Annotated in this window: 21 protein-coding genes and 1 pseudogene; 5 read left to right on the forward strand and 17 right to left on the reverse strand. The window is 70.2% G+C overall.

Annotation, left to right across the window (positions count from 1 at the left end; all coding sequences use genetic code 11):
• Positions 1-10: 10 nt before the first annotated feature.
• The 4 genes from nusG to gloA are packed head-to-tail and all read right to left on the reverse strand — an operon-like array spanning position 11 to position 4,328.
• Positions 11-745: a transcription termination/antitermination protein NusG gene (gene nusG, locus KBZ33_RS09485; RefSeq protein WP_254952635.1), complete on the reverse strand. Its 735-nt coding sequence runs from the start codon at positions 743-745 to the stop codon at positions 11-13.
• Positions 745-1,038 (reverse strand): preprotein translocase subunit SecE, encoded by a 294-nt coding sequence (gene secE, locus KBZ33_RS09490; protein ID WP_396108277.1) that lies wholly within the window; start codon positions 1,036-1,038, stop codon positions 745-747. The genes nusG and secE overlap by 1 nt, the downstream gene beginning before the upstream one ends.
• Before the next feature lie 49 nt (positions 1,039-1,087).
• Positions 1,088-3,937 carry an ATP-dependent Clp protease ATP-binding subunit gene (locus KBZ33_RS09495; protein WP_254952634.1) on the reverse strand — a complete coding sequence of 950 codons (2,850 nt, stop codon included), beginning with the start codon at positions 3,935-3,937 and terminating at the stop codon, positions 1,088-1,090.
• The gene (gloA, locus tag KBZ33_RS09500) at positions 3,927-4,328 is read right to left on the reverse strand and encodes a lactoylglutathione lyase (RefSeq protein ID WP_254952633.1); all 402 of its coding nucleotides are present in this window, start codon (positions 4,326-4,328) and stop codon (positions 3,927-3,929) included. Before gloA ends, KBZ33_RS09495 begins: the two co-directional genes overlap by 11 nt.
• A gap of 140 nt (positions 4,329-4,468) precedes the next feature.
• On the opposite strand from gloA, the gene eno reads away from it, so the two are divergent.
• The gene (gene eno, locus KBZ33_RS09505; protein ID WP_254952632.1) at positions 4,469-5,764 is read left to right on the forward strand and encodes a phosphopyruvate hydratase; all 1,296 of its coding nucleotides are present in this window, start codon (positions 4,469-4,471) and stop codon (positions 5,762-5,764) included.
• An 11-nt stretch (positions 5,765-5,775) separates the two neighbouring features.
• Here eno and KBZ33_RS09510 read toward each other — a convergent pair whose 3' ends face one another.
• Genes KBZ33_RS09510 through argJ form a run of 4 tightly spaced genes read right to left on the reverse strand, consistent with a single transcriptional unit; the run spans position 5,776 to position 9,706 of the window.
• A complete protein-coding gene (locus tag KBZ33_RS09510) occupies positions 5,776-7,473 on the reverse strand; it encodes an AarF/ABC1/UbiB kinase family protein (protein WP_254952631.1) in 1,698 nt (565 codons plus the stop codon).
• Entirely contained in the window at positions 7,473-7,814 is a 342-nt protein-coding gene (locus KBZ33_RS09515) for a hypothetical protein (protein WP_254952629.1), read from the reverse strand. Before KBZ33_RS09515 ends, KBZ33_RS09510 begins: the two co-directional genes overlap by 1 nt.
• Before the next feature lie 34 nt (positions 7,815-7,848).
• Positions 7,849-8,430, reverse strand: a complete 582-nt coding sequence (locus KBZ33_RS09520) for a hypothetical protein (protein WP_255011671.1) — start codon at positions 8,428-8,430, stop codon at positions 7,849-7,851.
• Between the two features lie 46 nt (positions 8,431-8,476).
• The gene (argJ, locus tag KBZ33_RS09525) at positions 8,477-9,706 is read right to left on the reverse strand and encodes a bifunctional glutamate N-acetyltransferase/amino-acid acetyltransferase ArgJ (RefSeq protein ID WP_254952627.1); all 1,230 of its coding nucleotides are present in this window, start codon (positions 9,704-9,706) and stop codon (positions 8,477-8,479) included.
• Between the two features lie 9 nt (positions 9,707-9,715).
• Here argJ and coaE point away from each other — a divergent pair, with 9 nt between their 5' ends.
• Together coaE and KBZ33_RS09535 are read left to right on the forward strand one after the other, a co-directional pair.
• Complete coding sequence (gene coaE / locus KBZ33_RS09530) at positions 9,716-10,384, forward strand: dephospho-CoA kinase (RefSeq protein ID WP_254952625.1); 669 nt, start codon at positions 9,716-9,718, stop codon at positions 10,382-10,384.
• Between the two features lie 205 nt (positions 10,385-10,589).
• A complete protein-coding gene (locus KBZ33_RS09535; protein ID WP_254952624.1) occupies positions 10,590-11,720 on the forward strand; it encodes an alpha/beta hydrolase in 1,131 nt (376 codons plus the stop codon).
• Between the two features lie 18 nt (positions 11,721-11,738).
• Here the strand turns inward: KBZ33_RS09535 and gatB are convergent, their stop codons facing one another.
• Positions 11,739-13,220: an Asp-tRNA(Asn)/Glu-tRNA(Gln) amidotransferase subunit GatB gene (gatB, locus tag KBZ33_RS09540; RefSeq protein ID WP_254952622.1), complete on the reverse strand. Its 1,482-nt coding sequence runs from the start codon at positions 13,218-13,220 to the stop codon at positions 11,739-11,741.
• Between the two features lie 110 nt (positions 13,221-13,330).
• Between gatB and KBZ33_RS09545 the strand changes: the two genes are divergently transcribed.
• On the forward strand, positions 13,331-14,506 hold the full coding sequence (locus KBZ33_RS09545) for an FAD-dependent oxidoreductase (protein WP_254952621.1): 1,176 nt from the start codon (positions 13,331-13,333) through the stop codon (positions 14,504-14,506).
• A gap of 28 nt (positions 14,507-14,534) precedes the next feature.
• Here KBZ33_RS09545 and KBZ33_RS09550 read toward each other — a convergent pair.
• The 4 genes and pseudogenes from KBZ33_RS09550 to ndk all read right to left on the reverse strand — a co-directional run.
• Positions 14,535-14,969, reverse strand: a pseudogene (locus KBZ33_RS09550) (adenylate/guanylate cyclase domain-containing protein); the annotation flags it as partial.
• Entirely contained in the window at positions 14,866-16,284 is a 1,419-nt protein-coding gene (locus tag KBZ33_RS09555; protein ID WP_254952619.1) for a CHASE2 domain-containing protein, read from the reverse strand. The pseudogene KBZ33_RS09550 and the gene KBZ33_RS09555, both read right to left, overlap by 104 nt.
• Positions 16,284-16,970, reverse strand: coding sequence for a FecR family protein (locus KBZ33_RS09560; protein WP_254952618.1), 687 nt, complete (start codon positions 16,968-16,970; stop codon positions 16,284-16,286). The genes KBZ33_RS09555 and KBZ33_RS09560 overlap by 1 nt, the downstream gene beginning before the upstream one ends.
• Positions 16,971-17,004: 34 nt before the next feature.
• On the reverse strand, positions 17,005-17,463 hold the full coding sequence (gene ndk, locus KBZ33_RS09565) for a nucleoside-diphosphate kinase (protein WP_254952617.1): 459 nt from the start codon (positions 17,461-17,463) through the stop codon (positions 17,005-17,007).
• A 128-nt stretch (positions 17,464-17,591) separates the two neighbouring features.
• Here ndk and speA point away from each other — a divergent pair, with 128 nt between their 5' ends.
• A complete protein-coding gene (gene speA / locus KBZ33_RS09570) occupies positions 17,592-19,580 on the forward strand; it encodes a biosynthetic arginine decarboxylase (RefSeq protein ID WP_254952616.1) in 1,989 nt (662 codons plus the stop codon).
• 2 nt (positions 19,581-19,582) lie between these two features.
• Here the strand turns inward: speA and KBZ33_RS09575 are convergent, their stop codons facing one another.
• The 4 genes from KBZ33_RS09575 to KBZ33_RS09590 are packed head-to-tail and all read right to left on the reverse strand — an operon-like array spanning position 19,583 to position 24,034.
• Positions 19,583-21,463: an adenylate/guanylate cyclase domain-containing protein gene (locus KBZ33_RS09575; RefSeq protein ID WP_254952615.1), complete on the reverse strand. Its 1,881-nt coding sequence runs from the start codon at positions 21,461-21,463 to the stop codon at positions 19,583-19,585.
• On the reverse strand, positions 21,463-22,545 hold the full coding sequence (locus tag KBZ33_RS09580; protein ID WP_254952614.1) for a hypothetical protein: 1,083 nt from the start codon (positions 22,543-22,545) through the stop codon (positions 21,463-21,465). The genes KBZ33_RS09575 and KBZ33_RS09580 overlap by 1 nt, the downstream gene beginning before the upstream one ends.
• A 7-nt stretch (positions 22,546-22,552) precedes the next feature.
• Positions 22,553-23,272, reverse strand: a complete 720-nt coding sequence (locus KBZ33_RS09585; RefSeq protein WP_254952613.1) for an iron dicitrate transport regulator FecR — start codon at positions 23,270-23,272, stop codon at positions 22,553-22,555.
• A gap of 57 nt (positions 23,273-23,329) precedes the next feature.
• A complete protein-coding gene (locus KBZ33_RS09590) occupies positions 23,330-24,034 on the reverse strand; it encodes an SIMPL domain-containing protein (protein WP_254952611.1) in 705 nt (234 codons plus the stop codon).
• Positions 24,035-24,064 lie beyond the last annotated feature (30 nt).

The following is a 24,064-nucleotide window of genomic DNA, read 5'->3' on the forward strand; positions in this document are numbered from 1 at the left end:
CCGCCGCTGATCAGCTCTGTTTGCTGATCTGGGAGAACTCGAGCTCGACCGGGGTTTCCCTGCCGAAGATCGACAGGAGGGCCTTCAGCTTGCTGCGTTCCCCGGAGACCTCGATCACTTCGCCCTGGAAGTCCTTGAAGGGACCGGCCGTGACGAGGATCTGATCACCCTCGGTGAGGTCGACCTTGAGAACGGGCTTCTTCTCGGCGGCGCGCTTGAAGATCCGATCGACCTCCTGGCGGCTGAGGGGCCGGGGCCTGATGTGGCCCCGGGCCTTGCCGGTGGCGCGGCGTTCCTCCTGGCCGACGAAATTGATGACGTTGGGGGTGCTGCGCACCGCCATCATCGTGTCCTCATCGAGGACCATGCGCACCAGCACATAGCCGGGGAACACCTTCTCCTCGATGGACTGGCGGCTGCCGTCCTTCTTCAGCTTGACACCAGGGGTCTGGGGGATCTCGATCTCGAGGATCCGGTTGCTGACACCCAGGGTGACGGCCCGCTGCTCGAGGGTGGCCTTCACCTTCTTCTCGCAGCTGGAAGCCACCTGAACCGCGTACCAGCGCGCCACCTGGGGCTTGGCGGCTTCACCACCCTCGGCGCCAGCCTCCCCAACAAGCTCGCCCCCCTCGTTGGCAACTTCGATGGCAAGGGCCTGGCCTTCGCCAGGAAGCTCGAGCACCTCGGGGGCGTCCGGTTCGATCTCGGGCACGGTCTCGGGCACGGCAGGCAGGGGAGGGGTCATCAACGGAAGATCTGGGCCGATCCCCAGTGATAGAAGCGATCGATCGCGGCGATCGCCGCAGCCGAAAGACTCACCATCAGGATCACCGCCACCGACTCGCTGAACAGCTGCTGGCGGCTCGGCCAGACAACCTTTTGCAGCTCCGCGACAGTGACCGCGAGGAAACCGGTGGGGGTCTCCTTCTCAGCTCCAGGACCGTCCTGCCCAGCGTCGGATGCGGACAGGTCGTTCCTCTGGGCCAGGGGCCCGTCGGGACTGCTCGTGGTGGTGGTGGCGGGGGGGATGGGTTCCACGGCGTGGATTCCGATGGCTGCCGTTCTATCGGCAGACATCGGCAAACGATCACCCTACCGGACGTCCTTCCCCTGCCCCCTTCAGGGGAATGAAGCGAAAGCCCGCTTCCCCGGGGCCGGCGAGCTCCAGCCGCACCCCCCTGGCCCCACTGAAGTGATCCTCCAGCAATTCGGTGGCCAGGGGGTTCTCGACACGCCGGCGCAGCACCCGCCGCAGCGGACGGGCGCCGTACTCCGGCTCGTAGCCCTGTTGGGCCAGGGCCACCACGACGGCCTCGTCCAGTTCCAGCTCCAGGTGCTGCTCCCGCAGCAGGGCCGCCAGCTCCGCCAGCTGCAGCCGCACGATGCGCTCGAGATCGGTGCGGGCCAGGGGCCGGAAACGGATCACCTCATCAATGCGGTTGAGGAATTCCGGGCGGAACTGGCGCGACAGGGCCTCCTCCACCGCCAGATCCAGGGCCCGTTCCTGGGCCAGCTCCCCCTCCGAGGGGTGGGGATCCCGGCCGCCGTCGGGGGTGGAGCCAGCGCGGGCCCGCTCCAGGATCGCCCGGCTGGCCAGGTTGCTGGTCATGATCACCACCGTGTGGCGGAAGTCCACCGTGCGGCCCTGGGAATCGGTGAGGCGGCCGTCGTCGAGCACCTGCAGCAGCAGGTTGAACACATCGGGGTGGGCCTTTTCCACCTCATCGAGCAGCAGCACCGCATAGGGGCGGCGGCGCACGGCCTCGGTGAGCTGGCCCCCCTCCTCATACCCCACGTAGCCGGGAGGGGCCCCCACCAGGCGGGCGACGGCGTTGCGCTCCATGAACTCGCTCATGTCAAGCCGCACCAGCGCCTCCTCCTCATCGAACAGGGCCGCCGCCAGGGCCTTGGCCAGTTCCGTCTTGCCGACGCCCGTGGGCCCCAGGAACAGGAACGACCCCACCGGCCGGGTGGGGGCCTGCATCCCGGCCCGGGAACGGCGGATCGAGGCCGCCACCGCCGCCACCGCCTCCGGCTGGCCGATCACCCGCCCGGCGAGCCGCTGCTCCAGCTCCAGCAGCTTCTGGCGTTCCCCGGCCAGCAGCTGCTGCACGGGGATGCCGGTCGAGCGGGCCACCACATCGGCGATGTCCCCCTCCTCCACCTGCTCGCGCAGCATCGGATCGCTCTGCAGTTCAGCCTCGACGGCGGCGCGGCGCTGCTGCACCTTGTGCAGCTGGTCGTACTGGAGTCGGGCCGCCTCCTCCAGGTCCCCGTCCCGCTCCGCCTCGGCGATGGCGTGGCGCAGGTGCTCGTCCTGGTGCATGAGCTCGCGCAGTTCCCCAAGGCGCTCCCGCTCGCCCGCCCAGCGGCGCTGCAGCCGTTCGAGCTGCTCGTGGGCGAAGCGCCGCTGCTCCTGCAGCTGCAGGCGTTCCTCCAGGGGGGCCGCTTCAGCCGCCAGCAGCTCCAGCTCCACCTGCCGCAGGTCCGCCTCGGCCGCCTCCACCACCTGGGGCTTGGAGGTGGCCTCCATGCGCAGGTTGGCGGCGGCCTCGTCGATCAGGTCGATGGCCGAATCCGGCAGGCAGCGGTCACTGATGTAGCGGGCCGCGAGCCTTGAAGCGGCCACCAGCGCCCCATCGGTGATGGTGACGCCGTGGTGGAGCTCGTAGCGCTCCTTCAGCCCCCGCAGAATCTCGAGGCAGGTGGCGCCGTCGGGCTCACGGATCACCACCTGCTGGAAACGGCGCTCCAGGGCCGGGTCCTTTTCGATGCTGCGCCGGTAGTCCTCGGGGGTGGTGGCGCCGATGCAGCGCAGGTCGCCCCGGGCCAGCACCGGTTTGAGGATGCTGGCCGCATCGGTGCCGGAGCGGTCGCTGCCCACCACCGTGTGCAGCTCGTCGATGAACAGCACCACCCCGCCAGACCGGCCAACGCCCCTCTCCGCGCCACCAGCACCCCTCTCCGCGCCGCCAGCGCCATCGTTGTCACGGACCTCGGCCAGCACGCTGCGCAGGCGCTCCTCAAACTGGCCGCGGAACTTGGCCCCGGCGATCAGGGCCCCCAGATCCAGGGCCACCAGCCGCAGCCCCCGCAGCGCATCGGGCACCTCACCGGCCACGATCCGCTGGGCCAGGGATTCAGCCACGGCGGTCTTGCCGACGCCGGGCTCACCGATCAGCACGGGGTTGTTCTTGCTGCGGCGGGAGAGCACCTGGATCAGCCGGCGGATCTCCGGATCCCGTCCCACCACCGGATCGAGTTCTCCGGCCCGGGCAGCGGCGGTGAGATCACGGCCGTAGCGGGCCAGGGCACCGGGTTCGGGGTCCTCCTCCCGCTGCAGGGACAAGGTGGTGTCAGGCGTGGACGGCGGCCGCGGCCGAGCCGCGGGTGAGGGCAGCGCGACGGGTGGCGTGGCTGCGGGGGGCGTCGCCATGGGGGGCTCCGCAGCGGCCGGCAGCGGCCGCCATTGGCGCCGCAGCAGGTCCTCGCTCAGCCCTTCCTCCACCAGCAGGGACGCCCCGATCCGGGGTTCCACCAGCAGGGCCAGCAGCACATGGGGCACGTCCAGCAACCGGGATCCCCAGGCCGCCCGGCGACGATCGGCCTCCTCCAGCAGATCTTCCAGGGCATCGCCGATGTAAAGCGTGCCGCCGTCACCGCCGGACTGCTCAGCACAGAAGCTTTCCAGGCGGTCGAGCAGCCGGTCCTCGTCGAGGGGCAGCGGCGCCACCCAGCTCGCGAAACGCCGGTTCAGCAGCAGGGTGAGCAGCAGGTGCTCCACGTCCATGGCGCCGTGGCGCCAGCGTCTCGCCTGCTCCTGGGAGGCGATCAGCAGATCCCAGGCGGCGTCACTGAAGCGGTCGGGATCGCTGGTGAGGCTGGCGGGGGCGCCCGCCGGCCCCCGGTCGTCGCGCAGGCCGGAATCAGGGCACATCGGACCGGGACGGCGTCTGGATCAGTTCCACCTTGTAGCCGTCAGGATCTTCCACAAAGGCGATCACACTGGTGCCGTGCTGCTTCGGCCCGGGTTCGCGCACCACCCGGCCGCCCTTGGCGGCGATGGCCGCACAGGTGGCGTAGATGTCATCGACGCCGATGGCCAGATGGCCGAAGCCGGTGCCGAGTTCGTAGGTCTCGGTGCCCCAGTTATGGGTGAGTTCCAGCACGGTGGTGTCCCTCTCGTCGCCGTAGCCCACGAAGGCGAGGGTGTAGGAGCCACCGGGATAGTCCATGCGGCGCAGCAGCCTCATGCCGAGCACCTCGATGTAGAAGCGCAGGGAGCGCTCCAGATCGCCCACCCTGAGCATGGTGTGAAGCAGTCGCATCGTCGCTGGACCAGCTGGGGCCATTCTGACCAGGGGGCCGTGGGCCCGGGCTATTCGCGGGGCATTGCCGGGGGGTGGCGCAGGGAACACAGGCAGGGGCGGGGGAGTCCCCATAGGATTCGGCCACCAGCACACTGCCTGTGTACGACTCCCTCGACCTCGTCATCGACTCCATCGTCGCCCGCGAGGTGCTCGACTCCCGGGGCACCCCCACGGTGGAAGCGGAGGTGTATCTCGAAGGGGGCGCCAGCGGCCGCGCCATCGTGCCCAGCGGCGCCAGCACTGGCGCCCACGAGGCCCACGAGCTGCGCGATGGCGAGAAGGCCTACTTCGGCAAGGGGGTCACCAAGGCGGTGGAGAACATCGAGGAGCGCATTGCCCCGGCCCTTTGCGGCCTGAGTGCCCTCGACCAGGGCGCCGTGGACGAGGCCATGAACGAGCTCGACGGCAGCGACAACAAGTCGGCCCTCGGCGCCAACGCCATCCTGGCGGTGAGCCTGGCCACCGCCCACGCGGCCGCCAAGGCCCTGGGCCTGCCCCTCTACCGCTACCTGGGCGGCCCGATGGCCACCCTGTTGCCGGTGCCGCTGATGAACGTCATCAACGGTGGCGCCCACGCCTCCAACAACCTCGACTTCCAGGAATTCATGCTGGTGCCCCACGGGGCCGGCAGCTTCCGCGAGGCCCTGCGCATGGGCGCCGAGGTGTTCCACACCCTCAAGGGTCTGCTCAAGGACCAGGGGCTCTCCACGGCGGTGGGCGACGAGGGCGGCTTTGCCCCTGATTTGGACGGCAACGAAGCGGCCGGTGACCTGCTGATCCAGGCGATCGAGAAAGCCGGCTACCGCCCCGGCGACCAGATCTCCCTGGCCCTCGACGTGGCCAGCACGGAGTTCTATGCCGATGGGCGCTATGCCTTCGGTGGCGGCAGCTACACCAGCGCCGAGATGGTCGACCAGCTGGCGGCCCTGGCGGCCCGCTTCCCGATCGTCTCGATCGAGGATGGCCTGGCCGAGGACGACTGGGAGGGCTGGCGCCTGCTCACCGAGCGCCTGGGCAGCACGGTGCAGCTGGTGGGTGACGACCTGTTCGTGACCAACACCACCCGCCTGCAGCAGGGGATCGAGCAGGGCATCGCCAATTCGATCCTGATCAAGGTGAACCAGATTGGCTCGCTCACCGAGACACTTCAGGCCATCGATCTCGCTGGCCGCGCCGGCTACACCAGTGTGATCAGCCACCGCAGCGGCGAAACCGAGGACACCACCATCGCCGACCTGGCCGTCGCCACCCGCGCCGGTCAGATCAAAACCGGCTCGCTCAGCCGCAGCGATCGGGTCGCCAAATACAACCAGCTGCTGCGCATCGAAGACGAACTGGGCAGCCAGGCGATCTACGCCGGGGTGGAAGACCGGGGGCCACGGGGCCGGGGCTGAGGTCGCCCCCGCTACTCTCGCCGTGCCGGTGCGACGACGCCGGGCAGCTGGTCAAGGCGGCCATCGCGCTTGAGCCTTGATTGCAGCTTCAGCCAGGAGAGGCCCACCGGCAGCCCCAGCACCAGGGGCACGGCCACCAGGGCAGGGCGGCTGCTCGCCGCCAGCAGGGCCGCCGCCACCGCCAGAGCCCCCAGTAGAAACGACTGGGCAGTGCTCTGCTGGGCCAGGGCCAGGCGACGCAGCAGGCGATCGGTTTCGCCTGCCCTGATCAGCACCTGCAGATCCCCCTGTTCGATGCGAGCCAGGCTCTCGTCGAGGCGCCGCGGAATGCCGAAGGCCCGGCTGCCCACTTCGGCCGCCTGGCGGGAGAGCTCGCTGAACAATTCGTTGGGGCCGTTGCCGCTGGCGGTCATGAGGGGCAACAGGTAGGGACGGGCGATCGCGATCAGGCTAAAGCCCGGATCCAGACTGCGGCCCACCCCCTCGAAGGTGGACAGGGCCCGCATCACAAAGATGAGCTCCGGGGGCAGGCGAAACGGCTGGCCGTACACCAGCTCATAGAGGTCGCCCGAGAGCTTGTCGAGAACGTTGGCGCTGAACGGTGGTGTCAGCGCCTCCGTGAGCATCACCCGCACCAGGCGCCGCACCGGCCCGGGGTCGATGCCCTGGGCGATCACCCCCGCCTGCTGCAGTTCATCCACCAGGGCTGAGGCATCCCGCGCCGCCGCCGCCCGCACCATGCGCCCAAGCCGGCTGCGCAGCCGCTCGGAGATCTGGCCCATCATGCCGAAGTCGTAATAGATCAACGACCCATCCCCGGCGACCGCCAGGTTGCCCGGATGGGGATCGGCGTGGAAAAAACCGAAGCGGACCAGCTGCTGCAGATAGCTGGCGGCACCTTTTTCCGCCACCGCCGCCGGATCAATGCCGGCGCGGACAAGGGCCTCCCGGTCGTTGATCTTGATGCCGGGCACATAGTCGAGGCACAGCACCCGGCGGGAGCTGAGTTCCCAGATCACCGCTGGAATGCGAATGCCGGGATCGTCCAGGAACTGCTGGCGAAAGCGGGCGGCATGTTCTGCCTCCAGGCGGAAATCCAGTTCCCGCAGCAGCACCCGCCGGCATTCCTTGGCGATGCCCACCCAGTCGCGGCCGGCACCCCAGCGGGGATGGCGCTGCACCACGGCCGCCACTTGCTGCAGCACCTCCAGATCCAGCCGGAACAGCCGCTCCAGCCCCGGCCGCTGCACCTTGAACACCACCTGGCGGCCGCTGCGCAGGCTGGCCCGATGCACCTGCGCCAGGCTCGCCGAACCGAGCGGCTCCACCTCCAGATCGATGATCTCCGCCCGGCGTTCACCAAGCTCCTGCTCCAGCAGCGACTCCACCACGGGGAAGGGGAAGGCCGGCACCCGGTCCTGCAAATGGGCCAGCTCCTCCACCACGTCGGCGGGGAGTACATCGGGGCGGGCCGACAGCAGCTGCCCCAGCTTGATGAAGGCGGAACCGAGCTCCAGGAACTGGGACGTGAGCCAGCGGGCACGGCGCCGCTGGCGGGCAGCCTGGCGTTCGGGAGTGCGCCCCCCCGGGTAGGTCCAGGGACGGCCATCCCACCACAGGCCAGCCAGCAACTGGACGACAAGCCGCCAGATACGCAGGGGACGCCACAGGCGGGACAGCCGGTTCCCGGGGCTGGACGGGGCCGCCATCAGGCCTGCCCCTGAGACCGCGGCGGACCATCGGGGGAGGCCACAGGAAGCTGATCGAGGCGCCTGGACAGTTCAGCCACCTTCGCCCGCACGGCATCGATCCGTTCCTGGGGATCCTCAGCCGAGCCCCCCCGGGAGGTGGACGGAGCACTGCGGTCGTTCTCGATCCGTTCAGCTTCCATCGCCACCTCTTCCCAGAACAGGCTGAGTTCCTGCTGCACCCTCGCAGGCGCCTCCTGGGCGAGAACCGCCAGGGTGGCGGCCGCATCGGCCAGGCCGCTGCCCAGGCGGGCGGCCAGGCGGTTCATGGCCGCCATGGCGAGGGACTGCGGCGCGCTCATGACAAGGCCGGAGGGTTCACCGAACTGTGGCAGATCAGGGCTGGTTTCCGGGAGCCGGCGGAGCGCTCAGGGGAGGCGGGGCCATCGGCGCGGGGCCGGAAGCCTCCCGCTCGCGGGCTGGCGGCATCCGTGGCGGCGGCAGGGCGGGAGCGGCTGGGGGCTCGGCATCGGCGGCCCCGGGTGCTGCCGGCTGGTCGGCTTCGATGGGAGTCTCGGTCGGCTCGAGCAGCCGTTGGCGCTCCTGCGCCTCCCGCTGCTCCATGCCACGCCGCCGCTCCTCGAGGTCGGCCTCCTCCTGTTTCTGCTGCTGTTCCAGCTCAAGCAGGTCCAGATCTCCGCGGATCTCACGGGCGTCGCCACCGAAGCGCTGGCGCAGGGATTCCAGCGTCGTGCCGGGGGCAGCCTGGACATCGAAGCGCTGGCGGTTGCCCCGTTCCTCCTCACCGCCCAGACTCAGCAGGCGGAGGCTGGCGCCGTAGCCGAGCCCGAAGCAGAGCCCGACGATCCACCACACCCGCCAGTCCCAGCCAGAACGGGATCCGGCGCGGGCACGGGGGCCGCGGAGAGGGGAAGAGGGCCTGGCCGTGACCATCGACGTCAGCGCAATCGCTGCCATCTTGCCCAGCCGCGGCCGCGGCACCCATTCGCTGGGGCCGGTCGCCTCAGGTGGTGTAGTCGGCGTTGATGCGCACGTACTGATCCGAGAGGTCACAGCCCCAGGCGATGCCGCGGCCCGGGCCCTCCCCGACCCGCAGCCGGATCGCCACAGTGTCGTCGTCGAGATAGGAGCCCGCGGCCCGGGCCTTCAGGTAGGCGGAGGCCGCCGGACGATCGAAGGCCAGGGGCTGGCCCGCCGCCATCAGCTGGTGCTCCCCCAGCCAGAGGGCAACGGCCTGTGGATCAAAATCCACCCCGGCCCGGCCGGCGGCGGCCACAATCCGGCCCCAGTTAGGGTCGCGCCCATGGATGGCGCACTTCACCAGGGAGGAGCCGGCCACGGTGCGGGCGATGCGGCGGGCGGCCTCGTCGTCGGCACCTCCCTCGACGGCCACGGCGACCAGGCAGGTGGCCCCTTCGCCGTCGCGGGCCACGGCCCTGGCCAGATGCTGGGCCACGGCCGTGAGGCCTTCCTCCAGGGCTGCATGGTGTTCCTGGTCCAGGGGGTCTCCGGCCGCGAAGGCCAGAAAGGTGTCGTTGGTGCTGGTGTCCCCGTCGACGGTGATCGCATTGAACGAGCGCTCCACCGCCCGCTGCACCATCGCCTGCCACAGCTCCGCCGGTACGCCGGCATCGCAGCTGAGGTAGGCCAGCAAGGTGGCCATCGAGGGGTGAATCATTCCGGACCCCTTGGCCATGCCGCCGATCCGCACCAACCGCCCACCCAGCTCGGCCTCCAGGGCCATCTGCTTGTCGACCAGATCCGTGGTGAGGATCGCCCCGGCCGCAGCGGCACCGCCTTCGGCAGAGAGGGCCGCCACCAGTGGTCCGAGGCAGGCCAGAAGCGGCTGCATCGGGATCGGCACACCGATCACCCCGGTGGAGCAGATCAGCAGCTGCTCCTCAGGCAGGCCCAGCCGCTTCGCCAGGGCGGCCGTGGCCTGCAGGCTGTCGCTGCGGCCCCGCTCGCCGGTGCAGGCATTGGCCTGGCCGGAGTTGGTGAGAACGGCCCTGGCCCTGCCGCCTGTGGCGGCCAGCCGCTCGGCACAGAGGTCGACGCAGGCGGCCCGCACCCGGTTGGTGGTGAAGCTGCCGGCGCAGACAGCCCCCTCCGGCGCCAGCAACAGGCACAGATCGGGCTTTCCGGAGGGTTTCAGTCCGGCTGTGAGGCCCGCGGCCAGGAAGCCCCTGGGCGCGGTGATGCCACCGGAGATGGGCTGCCAGGAAGGGGTCACGGGGACGGGGTGCGCGGCGACTCCGAGCCTGACCCAACGCTCGCCATTGATCAAGACACCCCTCTCCACCAGCGGCGCATCGGCCTCACCGGCGGCATCGCCAGCGGCAAAAGCACGGTGGCGACCCTGCTGGAGAGGCGCTTCGGCCTGCCGGTGCTGGATGCGGACCACTTCGCCCGCGAGGCCCTCGCCCCCGGCAGCCCCGGAGCGAAGGCGGTGCTGGCGCGCTACGGCGAACGGGTGCGGACGCCCGGGACTGCAGACCCGAGCCTGGATCGGGCCGCCCTCGGGCGGATCGTGTTCGCCGATGCGGCCGAGCGGGCCTGGCTGGAGGGGCTGGTGCACCCCCAGGTACGGGCCCGTTTCGCCATCGAGCTGGAACGGCTCCAGGAGCTGCCCGCCGTTGTCCTGATGATCCCGCTGCTGTTTGAGGCGGGACTGGAAACCCTCTGCAGTGAAGTGTGGCTGGTGGATTGCGACGAGGCCGAGCAGCTCCGACGCCTGATGGCTCGCGACGGACTCGATGCTGGGGAAGCCGCCGCCCGCATGCGCGCCCAGTGGCCACTAGCAAACAAACGGGCCCTGGCCAATGCGGTGATCGATAACTCCCGGGCCAGCAGCGACCTTCCCGCACAGCTCAGCAACCTGCTCCAGTCCCCACATCTCGGAACGATCTGAGGATTTCAAGCGACAGGGAACGGGCACGGGTCGCCATCCGCGTGGTGCTCTGGCCGTTGTCCCCTGGCTGATCACTTCAGGGACGATCGATCACGACAAGAGGCACACAACATCCTCTTGAGGTAAAGATTCTTGCAGAGATCTCCCAGCGTCAACATGAGCACCGAGATTAAGACGAAAATAGCGACCCTCAGAAATAACTTGAATGTCCCGCACCATTCGTTACTTCGCCACCAACCGCGATCGCGAAAAGCTGGGGCGGGCTTTTGATAAGGATCAGCGGATCAAGCTGCAGCGCGGTGGTTACCACTGGATCGACACCGAGACCTGCATGTCCCAGTACCTTGGCAGCACCAATCCCTCCAGCATCCCGATTGAGGCGGTGGTCGCCGGGGCAGAGCGCGAGCAGCTCAGAAACTTCCTCGCCAAACCTTGCATCCGAATGGTGGTGATCGGCATTCACGGCTTCAATGTGCCGCTGCACGGTGCCATCACCTCCTTTTCCATGCTGGCCGAGCTGCTGAAGCAGCAACTGGCCCAGCAGGGCCGTTCACTACTGATGGGGCCGGAGACCATCGACGAAAGCAAGGAACACATCGCCTTCATTGGTTTCTCGTGGCCATCCGATGGCAGCGTGCTGGCCTATCAGTCGGATCGCAACGAAGCCTCCAATTCCGCTGCCGCACTGGCCAACACCATCGCCACGATCCGGACGGTGAATCCCAACGCCAGTATCGCGATTGTCGCCCACAGCATGGGCAATTACCTCACCTGCCACATGCTGGCCAACCTTCTCAATCAGGAGAGCTGGCCGAAGCAAGCCTTCAGCGGCGACGAGGCCGGTGATCGGCTGACGGGCCGCCTGTCACGCCGGGAAAACAATGGCGGCGAATCCTTTGTGGATCAGTTCATCATGCTGGCCCCCGATGTGGAACGGCGGGAAGTCACCCAGTGTCTCAACGTGCAGATCGGATCCAAAGGATTGCACTATCTCGGGCCCTTCCACGATGGGCTCAAGCACCTGGTGGGCCACACCCACCTTTTCTACTCACGCCACGACAACGCTCTTCAGGCTTCGGTCCTGGAGAAGGAAGCCCTGCGCGAACCGATTGAGAAACTCAAGCAGCGGCTCACGGGCCCCGAGCTGACCAAACGCTGGGAAAGCAGCCTTGGTCTCAATCCCCTGCCCTCGCTGGCGCCAGCCAACATGGCGGGGTACAATGCCACCCGCCTGACCAATCGCCCCATCGACCACGGCGATTACTTCGACGCCTCAGCGATCATCAGCACCATCGCCGATCTGCTGATCCAACAGCCGAGCACCACGCAACCCTGACCACGGAGGCGGCGCAGATCAGCCCTTCAACTGCTCGCTGAGGATCCGGTTGGCCAGCTTGGGGTCGGCGCGGCCGCCGGTGCGCTTCATCAGCTGCCCCACGAAGAAGCCCTGCAGCTTGGTCTTGCCGCCGCGGAAGGCCTCCACCTCCTCGGGGTGGGCCGCCACCAGCTCCGCCACGATGGCGGCGATCGCCGCCGGGTCGGAGATCATGCCCAGCCCACGGGACTCCACGATCGCAGCCACGGAACCGCCCTTTTCGAGCAGTTCCGGCAGCAGATCCTTGGCGATCTTGCCGCTGATCGTGCCCGTCTCGATCAGCTGCACCATCTCGGCCAGCTGCTCGGGCCCCAGGGGCAACTCGGTGATCGACAGCCGGTTGGCGTTGACATGGGCGGCGATGTCACCCGTCACCCAGTTGGCCACGGCCTTGGGGTCGCCGCCGGCGGCCACCGCCGCCTCGAAGTACTCCGCCATGGCTCGCTCATCGGTGAGCACGCGGGCGTCGTAGATCGAAAGCCCCAGGCTTTCGGCATAGCGGTGGCGCTTGGCGGCCGGCAGTTCGGGAAGCTCGGCGCGCCAGCTTTCCCGCTGGGCCGGTGTCACCTCGATCGGGCCCAGATCGGGCTCGGGGAAGTAGCGATAGTCGCTGGCCCCCTCCTTGCTGCGCATGCTCTTGGTGAGCTGCTTGCCCTCATCCCAGAGGCGCGTTTCCTGCACCACCGGCTCGCCGGTTTCGTAAGCCTTGATCTGGCGGGCGATCTCGAAATCGATGGCCTTCTGAATCGCTGAGAAGGAGTTCATGTTCTTGATCTCCACCTTCACGCCGAAGGGGGCGTCGGGCCCGCGGCGCACGGAGATATTGACGTCGCAGCGCAGGGAACCCTCCTGCATGTTGCCGTCGCTGACGCCCAGGTAGCGCATGATGCGGCGGATCTCCGAGGCGTACTCGGCCGCCTCCCGGCCCGTGCGCAGATCCGGCTTGGAGACGATCTCGGCCAGGGCCACCCCGGCCCGGTTGTAATCCACCAGCGAATGGGTGGAGCCGGCGAGGCGGTCGCTGCCGGCGTGCACCAACTTGCCGGCGTCCTCCTCCATGTGCAGCCGCTCGATGCCAACTTTTTTGAGATAGGTGTCCTTGCCCTTCTCGGCCACCTCCACCTCGATCCAGCCGTCCTCGGCGATCGGCTGGTCGTACTGGGAGATCTGGTAGTTCTTGGGCAGGTCGGGATAGAAGTACTGCTTGCGGTCGAACTTGCTGTGCTCCGCCACCTGCAGGTTGAGGGCCAACGACGCCTTGACCGCGTACTCGAGCACCTTCTGGTTGAGCACCGGCAGGGTGCCGGGCAGGCCGCACACCACCGGGTCGATGTGGGTGTTGGGATCGTCGCCGAAGCTGGTGGAGGCGCTCGTGAAGATCTTGCTGGCGGTGCCCAGCTGCACGTGGGTCTCCAGGCCGATCACAGCCTCCCAGGCAGCCTGTTCCTTTGCTTCAGCCATGGTCGCGAGTCCTGCCGGCGCTGTCGGCCCCCCGCGCTCGGCCGGAGGCAGTGGGGGCGATCCTAGGCAGCGGCGGGCAGCCGCTTGAATGGGGGCCTTCCGAGCTGGAGATGAGCGCCCTGGCTGGCCCCCCTCCCGACGCCGAACCCGTCCTGATCCTCGGTGGCGGCCTGATGGGCCTCGCCATCGCCCACCAGCTGGCCCGTCTCGGCCGGACCGTGACCGTGCTCAGCCGCCGCCGCAGCGAGGCGGCGGGCTTCGTGGCCGCCGGCATGCTGGCGCCGCACGCCGAGGGTCTCAGTGGGCCGATGCTGGCCCTGGGCCAGGCCAGCCTGGAGCGCGTTCCGGCCTGGGTGGCCCGCATTGAGGCCGACAGCGGCCTCGGCTGCGGCCTGCGCCCCTGCGGCATCGTCGTCCCCTTCACCAGCGCCGCCGAGCGGGATGCCTACCCCACCGCCCCCTTTGGCGAGCCCCTCGACCGCGCCGGCCTGGAGCGGGAGCTGCCGGGCCTCGGCCCGGCCTGGCGCTACGGGCTGCTGTTTGCCCAGGACGGCCAGATCGACAACCGCCGCCGCCTGATGCGCGCCCTGGAGCGGGCCTGCGTCGCGCACGGGGTGCGCTTCGAGGAGGGCACCGAGGTGCTGGAGCTGCTCACCGGGGACGGCGGGCGCCTGCGGGGGGTGCGGCTGCGCCGGGCGGAAGGGGGCGAGCACACGATCGCCACCAGCACGGCCGTGCTCGCCTGCGGCGCCTGGAGTGGCCGGCTGCTGCCCTCGCTGCCGGTGCATCCGGTGAAGGGGCAGATGCTGTCGCTTCAGGGCCCCAGGGCCAGCCTGGAGCGGGTCGTGTTCGGGCCCGGCACCTACCTGGTGCCGCGGCAGGACGGCCTGCTGGTGGTGGGCGCCACCAGCGAACCGCAGGCCGGCTTCGACGACGGCCTCACCCCCGAAGGCCAGAAGCAACTGCAGGCGGGCATCGCCGCCCTGCTGCCGGAAGCGGCCCTGTGGCCGCCGATGGAGCGCTGGTGGGGCTTCCGGCCCGGCACCCCCGACAACATGCCGCTGCTGGGCCCAGGGCCGATCGAGGGGCTCTGGCTGGCCACGGGCCACCACCGCAACGGCGTGCTGCTGGCGGCCATCACCGCGGAACTGATCGCCGAGGCGGTCACTGCGGCTGATCAACGCTCCAGGGCGAGCTCCGAACTGCTGGCACCGTTTCGCTGGGACCGGCCGCAGCCTGCAGCCCCTGGAGCGCATACACCTGCAGGGGCACGGGCCAGCCCTTGAGGGCGTGGCTGCCCAGCGGCAGCACCGCCAGTTCCCCAGGCAGCAGCTCCAGCAGATCGCCGCTGATCAGGATCGGGTGCTCGGGGAACAGTCGCGTCAGTCCCTCCAGGCGGCTGGTCACGTTGACGCTGGCCCCCACCACCGTGAACTCCAGGCGCTGGGAGGAGCCCAGGTTGCCGGCCATCACCTCACCGAAGTGCAAGCCGATCCCGTGCCGCAGCGGCGGTGCGCCCGCCGCGGCCAGCTCAAGGTTCAGGGCCTCCAGCCGCTCCTGCATCGCCAGGGCGGCCCGCACCGCGGCCCGGGCCTCCTGGGCATCCCCCCGGCTGCGGGGCACCCCGAACTCCGCCATCACCGCATCACCGATGAACTTGTCGAGCAGGCCCTCCTGCTCCAGCACCGCCGCGGCCATGGCCTCGAAGTAGCGGTTGAGCAGGGCGAACAGCTCGGTCGGCTCCAGCACGGCACTCAGGGGTGTGAATCCCACCAGGTCGCTGAACAGCACGGCGCAGCGGGCCCGGCTGCCCACGGCCTGGTTCCACACCGGCCCCGGGCTGCGCAGGATGTCGCGCAGCAGGGTGGGGGAGATGCGCCGGCTCAGCACCTGGTGCAGGTAGGCCCGCTCCCGGCTCTCCGCCAGCCCCTGGCCCACGGCCCGCACCCCACCCCCGGCGACGGGGGCCAGCAGCAGGGCGGCCAGGGGCAGACGTATCCATGCCAGGACCCACAGGGCCCAGCCGGCGACCAGAACCGACGCCCCCAGGAGCAGCACCACCTGCAGGGTGCCGCCGGCACTGGCGGGTCGTCGCAGCAGCACCCCGATCAGCCCAGCCCAGCCCAGCCCAGCCCAGCAACAGCAGAGCGTCCCCAGCCAGGGGCAGCTGGGTCAGGCCCCGGTTCTGCAGCACGTTGGCGAGGGCCACCGCCTGAATCTCCGTACCGCCCATGGGGCCCACAGGCGTCTCCTGCAGGTCCCCCAGACCCGGTGCGGTGACGCCGATCAGCACGCTGCGTCCCCGCCAGGTGGCGGCCGGCACCTCCAGCAGCCGCCAGGCCGGCACCCGGGGCATGGTGCCGGCGGGGCCGGGATAGTCGAGGCCCATCGGTGCCAGCGGCGGCGGCGCCGCACGCGCCAGGAAGGCCATCGACCGGGGCAGGGGAGGCGGGAACGCGGCCAGCCGGGAGCGGATCCAGTCCTGGCCCGGCACCGCCTCCACCACCCCCCGGGGGGACTGGAGCAGGGTGGTCAGACCGGGGGCACCCAGCGGGTGGATCGGCAGGCGCAGCCGGCTCTGCTCCAGTCCTCCCTCCTGGCGCACGTCGTAGTGGGCAGCCAGGTGCACCCGCTGGCGCCAGGGGGCGAGGCTGGCGGCGAAGGCCCGATCATCGGCGGGGCCGAAGCGGCTGGGCTGGCTGTACTCGATATTGAACAGCACCCGGGCGGCCCCCTGCTCCAGCACATGGGCCGCCAGCCGGGCCTGGAGGGCCCGCGGCCAGGGCCAGGGGCCCATCTGGCGCCACAACGGCGACGCCTGGCGTTCGGCCGGGGCCAGCAGTTCCCCCAGCTCCAGGGAGTCGGCGTCGATGGCCAGGATCAGCGGATCGGGGGGGACGGGGCGCGGCCCCCGCAGCAGGAAGAAGGCCTGCAGAAGCTGGTCGTCGAGAAGCCGCGGCCCCTGGCCCAGGGGGGTGAGGGGCGCCCGGTCGAGACCCGCCAGCAGGGGGAGAGCCAGGGCCAGCCACCAGAGCCGGCGCCCCAGGCCAGGCCAGGGGGGCATCAGGGGCTGAGCCCGAGTTCCCGTTCGATCACCGGCAGGGTCTGCATCGGCACCTGGAAGCCATTGAGCAGCTCGCTGCTGCGCCGCCGCTTCCGCACTTCCGCCGCGTCCATGCGGTGGGGGCCCTTCCAGCCCTGGGGCGTGGCCTCCAGGCGCTGGCCACTGGTCAGCCGGTACGCGGTGCCGTCAGCGGCGCGCACCTCCACGTTCCCCTCCCAGCTCAGGAACAGCACCGTGTCGGCGGTGGCCTCGATGAAGACCGTGGTGCCCTGGATCGAGGCGGTGCCCACCCGGGTGCGGACCCGCAGGGGCGTGGTGCCCTTCGATCCCGGATCGATCCAGGCGATGATCCGCCCCCGGACCAGGTCGAGCAGGGTCGGCTCGATCCGCAGCAGGGCGTTGCCCCCCAGCCGGAAGCTGCGCCCATCGGCCAGCAGGATCTGAAGCCTGCCGGGGTTTTCGGTGCGCAGCACGGTGGATGGCCCGAGCACCTGGCCCACCAGGGCTGGCCGCTCGGGGGCCGCCTGCGGCCTCACGAACGCCGGGCGGGAGGGCACATCGACCACCCGCGGCACCCGGGGAGCCGCCGTTCCCCCCGGCAGGACGAAGGCCAGGCTGGACGCCAGCAGGGCCGCCGCCGCCAGGGTCAGCGTTCTGGGATGACGGAGGCTCCTGCGCAGCGCCATGGCCCGAGGACGCGAAGGTCCCCAGGATGGCTGCTCAGGGCTCGACCCGCCACACCTGGTCGGCGGGCGTCCAGTCGCAGAGCTCGGAGGCCGCGAACCAGAGGCCGATCTCGAACATGGCCGTTTCCGGCGCATCGGAGCCATGGATGACGTTGCGGCCGATGTTCACGGCCAGATCACCGCGGATGGTGCCGGGCTCGGCCTCCAGGGGCTTGGTGGCGCCGATCAGCTTGCGGGCACTGGCGATGACGCCATCGCCTTCCCACACCATGGCCACCACCGGCCCGCTGGTGATGAAGTCCACCAGACCGGCGAAGAAGGGGCGCTCCCGGTGCACGCCGTAATGGCTTTCGGCCAGTTCGCGGCTGGGCACCAGCTGCTTCAGACCCACCAGCTTGAATCCCTTGGTCTCAAAGCGGCCGAGGATCTCGCCCACCAGGCCCCGCTGCACCCCGTCGGGCTTGATGGCGAGGAAGGTGCGTTCGGTGGCCATGACAAAGGGAAAGGGGATCGGGCCATCGTCCGCGCTGGGCCTGCCGCTTGGCAAGCGGCCACACCACAGCGGCCCGCCTGGAGCAGCTGACTAGATTCCAACGGCAGTGCAGAGCCACCCAGCGCCCCATGGTGCTCGCCGATTCCCCCAGCGGCCTGCGCGCCGACAGCTGGAGCGCCGCCGACGGGGCCGCCCTGTACGGACTCGACCGCTGGGGCGAGCCTTACTTCAGTGTCGGCGCCCGGGGCCATGTGATGGTGCAGCCCCGCGGCGACCGCGGCGGCTCCCTCGATCTGGTGGAGCTGGTGCGGGAGCTGCAGGGGCGCGACCTGACCCTGCCGCTGCTGATCCGCTTCGACGACATCCTCGAGGACCGGCTGGAACGGCTCCACGGCGCCTTCGAGCGGGCCATCACCCAGTACTGCTACGAGGGCCGCTATCAGGGCGTGTTCCCGGTGAAGTGCAACCAGCAGCGCCACGTGGTGGAGCAGCTGGTGGAGAGCGGCCGCCGCTGGCATTTCGGCCTGGAGGCCGGCAGCAAGGCCGAGCTACTGATCGCCTTGTCGTTGCTCGATGACCCCGACGCCCTGCTGATCTGCAACGGCTACAAGGACCGGCGCTACATCGAGACGGCGATTCTGGCCCGGCGCCTGGGGCGCCAGCCGGTGGTGGTGATCGAGCAGGCCGACGAGGTGGAGCGGATCATCGCCGCCAGCAGCGCCCTGGGCGGGGCCCCGTTCATCGGCATCCGCGCCAAGCTCTCGGCCCGCAGCACCGGGCGCTGGGGCAGCTCGGTGGGGGAGAGGGCCAAATTCGGCCTCTCGATCCCCGACGTGCTCACCACGGTGGAGCGGCTGCGGCAGGCCGGCCTGCTCGACGACCTGCGCCTGCTGCACTTCCACGTCGGCAGCCAGATCAACGACATCGCCGTCCTCAAGGACGCCCTGCAGGAGGCCGGCCAGATCTACGCCGAGCTCAACCGCCTGGGGGCCCCGATGGGCTTCCTCGACGTGGGCGGCGGCCTTGGCATCGATTACGACGGCAGCCGCACCGCCACCGCCGCCTCCACCAACTACTCGCTGCAGAACTACGCCAACGACGTTGTCGCCACCATCAAGGAATGCTGCGAGCCCCACGGCATCCGGCCCCCCACGCTGGTGAGCGAGAGCGGCCGGGCGCTGGCCAGCCACTTCAGCGTGCTGGTGTTCGACGTGCTCGGAGCCGGCGGCCAGACCGAGGCGGTGCCACCGCAAGCCGAAGGCGAGGCGCTGATCCTGCGCAACCTGCGGGACACCCATGCGCTGATCACGGCGATCGCTGCGGGGGGAAGCCTCGAAGGGGAGGACGGGGACGGGCGGGCGGTGGTGGAGCGGCTGCAGGAGGCCTGGAACGATGCCCTCAAATTCAAGGAGGACGCCCTCACCGCCTTCCGGCTCGGCTACCTGAGCCTGCCGGAGCGGGCCACGGCTGAGCGGCTCACCTGGGCAAGCTGCCAGGCGATCGCCCGCCAGCTGGAGGGCCTGGCCACAGGCACCGTGATCCCCCAGGAGCTGCAAGCCCTGCCCGCCGCGCTGGCCGGCACCTACTACGCCAACCTCTCGGTGTTCCGTTCGGCACCCGACACCTGGGCGATCGACCAGCTCTTCCCGGTGCTGCCGATCCACCGGCTCGACGAGCGCCCCACCCGGCTGGGCAGCTTCGCCGACCTCACCTGCGACTCCGACGGCAAGATCGCCCGCTTCATCGATCGGGGCCAGGTCAAGCCCCTGCTGGAACTCCACAACCTGCGGCCCGGCGAGCCCTACTGGATCGGCCTGTTCCTCGGCGGCGCCTACCAGGAGGTGATGGGCAACCTGCACAACCTGTTCGGCAGCACCAACGCCGTGCACATCCGGCTGGCGGCCGGCGGCGGCTACCGGGTCGAGCACGTGGTGCGGGGCCACACCAACGCCGAGGTGCTCGAGGCGATGGAGCACGACCCTGCCCTGCTGCTGGAGCGGCTGCGCCTGGCCAGCGAGCAGGCCATCGGCCGCGGCGACCTGGCCATCAGCGACGCCCGGCGCCTGCTGGCCCACCTGCGGGCCAGCCTGGAGCAGACGACTTACCTGGAGGCCTGACCTTACCTGGAGGCCTGATCCCGCAGCGACACCGTGAAGATCTCCACCTCCCCCAGGCTCTTGACGGGCTGGGCCCCCAGGGAGCGGCAGGCGAGGCCCGCATCGGCCTGAATCAGGCTGGCGGTCTGGGCGTCACAAACCACCGCCGCATCCACAGTCCGGGTGGCCGACTCCAGCCGCGCCGACAGGTTCACCGTGTCGCCGATCACGGTGAATTCCATCCGGCGGGGGCTGCCGATCTGGCCCACCATCACCTGGCCGCTGGCCAGACCGATGCCGTTGTCGAGGGTGGCGATGCCGCGGCGTCCCCAGTCCTCGTTGAGGCCGGCCAGGGCTTCTCGCATCGCCAGGGCACAGCGCACCGCCTGGCTGGCCTCCTCGGCCACCCCCCGGCTCACCGGTGATCCGAAGACGGCCATCACCGCATCGCCGATGAACTTGTCGACGGTGCCGCCATGGGCCATCACCACCTCCACCATGGCGCCCAGGTACTCATTGAGTTGGCGCACGTGCAGTTCGCTCTGGCCTTCGCCGCTGCGCTGCTTGGTGAGCACGGTGAACCCCTTGATGTCGGTCATCAGCACGGTCACCTCCAGCAGGCGGCCGCGCAGGATGCCCTGGGCCGATTCCGGGTCGGAGAGAATCTCCGCCACCACACCGGGCGCCACGTAGCGCTCGAAGGTGCGGCGCAACCGCCGCCGCTCCCGCCCCTCCCGCAGGTAGGCATCCCCCCCGTAGAGCAGACCCAGCAGGGTCAGGCCGGAAACCGGCGCCAGCAGCGGCAGCCAGCGGTGAGCCTGCTGCAACGCCACGGCGACGGCGGCGCCCTGGAGCACGAGCATCAGGGCCACCAACACCAGCCGCCCGCGCAGGTTCTGCCGTCCGCGGGCGGCCCCCAGTACGATCAGCAGCGGCAGCAGGGCCAGCAGGGCCCTGGCCGGCGCGCTGCGGGGCCAGGGCTGCAGCCCGTCCCCCTGCAGCGAATTGGCGGTGGCGGTGGCCAGCACCTCCAGCCCCGACAGGCTGCCGAAGGGGGTGGGGTAGCCATCGGCCCCCTGGGCGACGACGGGGCCGAGCAGCACCACCGCACCGGCCAGGTTCTTGCGCAGGGGATGGTTCGTCCAGCGCGCAGGGTCGAGCACTTCCCAGGCCGGCAGACGCTGAAAGCTGCCTTCCGGTCCATAGAAATTCAGGGCGCTGAGACGGTCGTCCTGGCGACTGCGGTGCCCCCCCAGCCGCAGCAGGGTGGAGGAGAGGGCGTTGTGGCCCTCGGCGCCCCGGGCGGGGAGCACACCGCTGGCATAGGCCTCCGGATGGCGGCTGGCCTCGCTGGAGGTGCCGGCGAGGATGTTGGTGAGCCCGAGGGCGCCGGTGCCGCCGATGGCCGCCAGGAAGCGCTCCGGCCGCACGTAGCTGAGGGAGCCGGCCCCCTGGGTGTCGCTGGATTCGAGCATCTCGGCCGCCAGGGCGACCCGGCCGGGGTAGCGCCGCAGCCGCAGCTCGAGGGCCCCATCATCGGCCTCCCCCTTGCCGCTGGCACCGGCGAAAACCACATTCACGGCCACGGCCCTGGCGCCCGCCTGCAGCAGCTTCTCCGCCACCATCCCGTAGGTGGCGCGGGGCCAGGGGAGGCTGCCGACACCCCTGGCCCATTCCGGGATCCGGCCCCCGTCCTCGAACCAGTCGCCCTGCTGCAGGGTCGCATCGTCAACCGTGACCAGCACCACGTTCGACGGGGGGCGCCGCGGGCCGCGCAGCAGCAACAGCTGCTGCTCCACGCCCCGTTCCCAGACCCTCATCCGGGGCCCCGGCCAGCCGGAGCTGACCCCCACCCAGGCCAGCACAGCCAGCACGAGAACGCTGAAGCTGCGGCGTCGCGCCATCATCGTGGCACCGGGCTCCAGAGGGTGCAGATGGCCGCGGCCCGGCCCGAGCGCTCCAGGCGCACGCAGTCGATGGCCCGGGCCTTCGGACGGTTGATCAGGATCTGGTTGTGCAGGGCTGAGCCCATCCAGCGGGACACGATGAGCTCAGGATTCCAGGCGCCGGCCGGCATCGGGCAGGCGATCACCTCACTGGTGGGCATCAGGTTGCCCGACGCCGCCATGCGGTTCTGGAAGCCATCCCAGAGGGAACGGTCGTGGTCACAGTCGCCGCTGGCCAGCACGCGCTCCAGCACCGGTGCCAGATAGGTGGCGTTCCGGGCGGCCAGGGCTGCCGGCAGGGGTTGCAGGGCGGGGCGCCCGCCCTGGGCCCGGTAGCGGTTGATGGTCTCCACCAAGGGGTCACGGCTGACCGCCGGCCTGGGCGGGGCGGCGATCACCCCGGGGAAGCGGCGCTGCACGAAGGCCTCCAGCGCCGCCAGGCCGGGCAGGGGAGCCGTGAACCCCTGAAACAGGGGTCCCTGGAGGATCGCGGCGTAGTCGGCGGCGGTGAGGGGCCGCTGCCAGAGCAGGGCCCCCTGGCTGGAGAGACGCACCCTGTTGCCCCCGGCCACCAGAATCGGCGCCTCGTTCAGCGGCCGTCCCTCGGCCAGACGCTGGATCTCAAGCGCTCCCTCCAGCACCACCAGCTCGGAGTCGCCGCCATCGAGCAAGGTGACCAGGTAGTTGGTGCCGCGGGTGCTCAGCCGCGAGGAACGGGTGCAACCGTTCTGCGGACCGGAGACCAGGATCTGGCCGCTGCTGAGCAGAAAGCAGGTGCTGCCGAGGCGCAGCTGGGTGAAGCGGTTGAGGCGGCCGGCAGCACCACCGACAAAGCCCAGCTGGCCACGGCTGTTCTGGGTCCGGACCAGTTCAGGCGTGAAGGCCTTCTCCTTCAGGCGGGCCTGACGCCGTTCGATGAAGAGCTCCTTGCCATCGAGCATCTCCTGGACGACCGCTGATCCCGCAGGGCTGGCCGCACCGGGGCCGGGCCAGGCCAGGGCCACCGCCAAGGCCGTCCATAGGAGCCGGTGCGATCGCATCAGCGACTCAGAAGAAGCGCGGCAGACCGAAGGGCAGCGACGGCGGACTGATCGGCACGGGCAGGTTCACCCCCGGCACCCTGGAGCGGATGTAACTCTCCAGGGAGCCATAGGCCGGCAGGGGCACCCGGAACCCCTGGAACAGGGGGCCGCCGAGGATGGTGTTGTAGTCGCTCACGCTGAGCCCCAGGAGCGCCAGCACCACCCCGCTGGCCGAGAGCCGCAGCTTGTTGCCCGCCTCCACCGTGGTGGCAGGTGTGCCGGTGGGCTCCCCGTCGACGAGGGGTTCCACCTCCACGGACCCCTCCAGCACGGAGATCTCCGCTTCGCCCGTCTCGCTGACATCAATCAGGTAATTGGTGCCGCGCACGCTGAGGCGGGCCGAACGGGTGCAGCCGCTCTGCTTGCCCGACACCAGAATCTGGCCCTGTTCGATCAGGAAGCAGCCCTGGCCGAGCTTGAGCAGGGCGAAGCGGTTGAGGCGGCCGGCGGCGCCGCTGTCGAAACGGATCTGGCCACGACTGTTCTGGGTGCTGACCTTCTGGGGGGCGACGGCCTTCTGCTTCACCTTGGCCGTCTTGTCGTCGATGAACAGTTCGTTGCCATCGAGGATCTCCTGGACCACAGCGCTCTCGGACGCCTCCACCGGCAGCGTTCCGAGGGCCGGACCCGCCAGCAGGATCAGGATCGGCAGAAACGACAGGCTCGGCAGGCGGCGGCGGCGCATTCGCTCGAGGCTCCGGGTCCGGGTCGTCGCATTCTGCTCGCTGGGCCCCAAACTGCATCAGCGCGCGCAGAACCGCACCGTCAGGCTCAGGCGATCCTTCGGCAGCGCCAGCTCGGCCGGATCGAAGGGCGGGGCGGCATCGGCGGCGCTGGCGCGCATCATCACCGGCCGCAGCTCGTTGCCGTCGATCTGCACCTCCAGGGGGTTGAGCTGGCTCAGGCCCACGGCGGCGGCCACCTCCCTGGCCTGGGCGAGGGCGTCCTGGTAAGCCCCCCGCAGCAGCTGGCGCCGCACCGCCCCATCCAGGCCGCGATCGGCCTCGGTGCCCACCGGCGCCAGACGCACCCCGGGCAGGGCGCCCACCTCCCGGATCAGGGCCTGCAGCCGCTGGGGCAACAGCCGGCCGCTGACCTGCAGGCTGGCCGTCACCGCCGCCGGCCGGTTGCGCTCGGCCTCGCGCCGCCAGGTGCTCGGCGAGGTGACCCGCAGCTCCTCCACCTGCTGCCCCTGCAGCGCCCGCCGCACCGCCGCCAGACGCTCCTGCAGGCTCTGGAGGGCCCCATCGGCCGTGGCGGCCTCCGCCTCCAGCGACAGCGAAAACGACAGCCTGCGGGTGGGCCGTTCCTGTTCCGCGCTACCCCTGGCCTCCAGCAAGGTGCCCTCGCAACGCAGCTGCACCTGGCCGACAGCGGCGCCTGGCCAGACACCGACCGCCGCCAGACCCAGCAGGGCGGCAAAAGAGCGCAGGCAGATCGGGCGCATCGACGGGGAGCGGCTACCCCCAGCCTGCTC

This window comes from Cyanobium sp. Cruz-8D1 (assembly GCF_024345975.1).
Taxonomy (GTDB): Bacteria; Cyanobacteriota; Cyanobacteriia; order PCC-6307; family Cyanobiaceae; genus Cyanobium.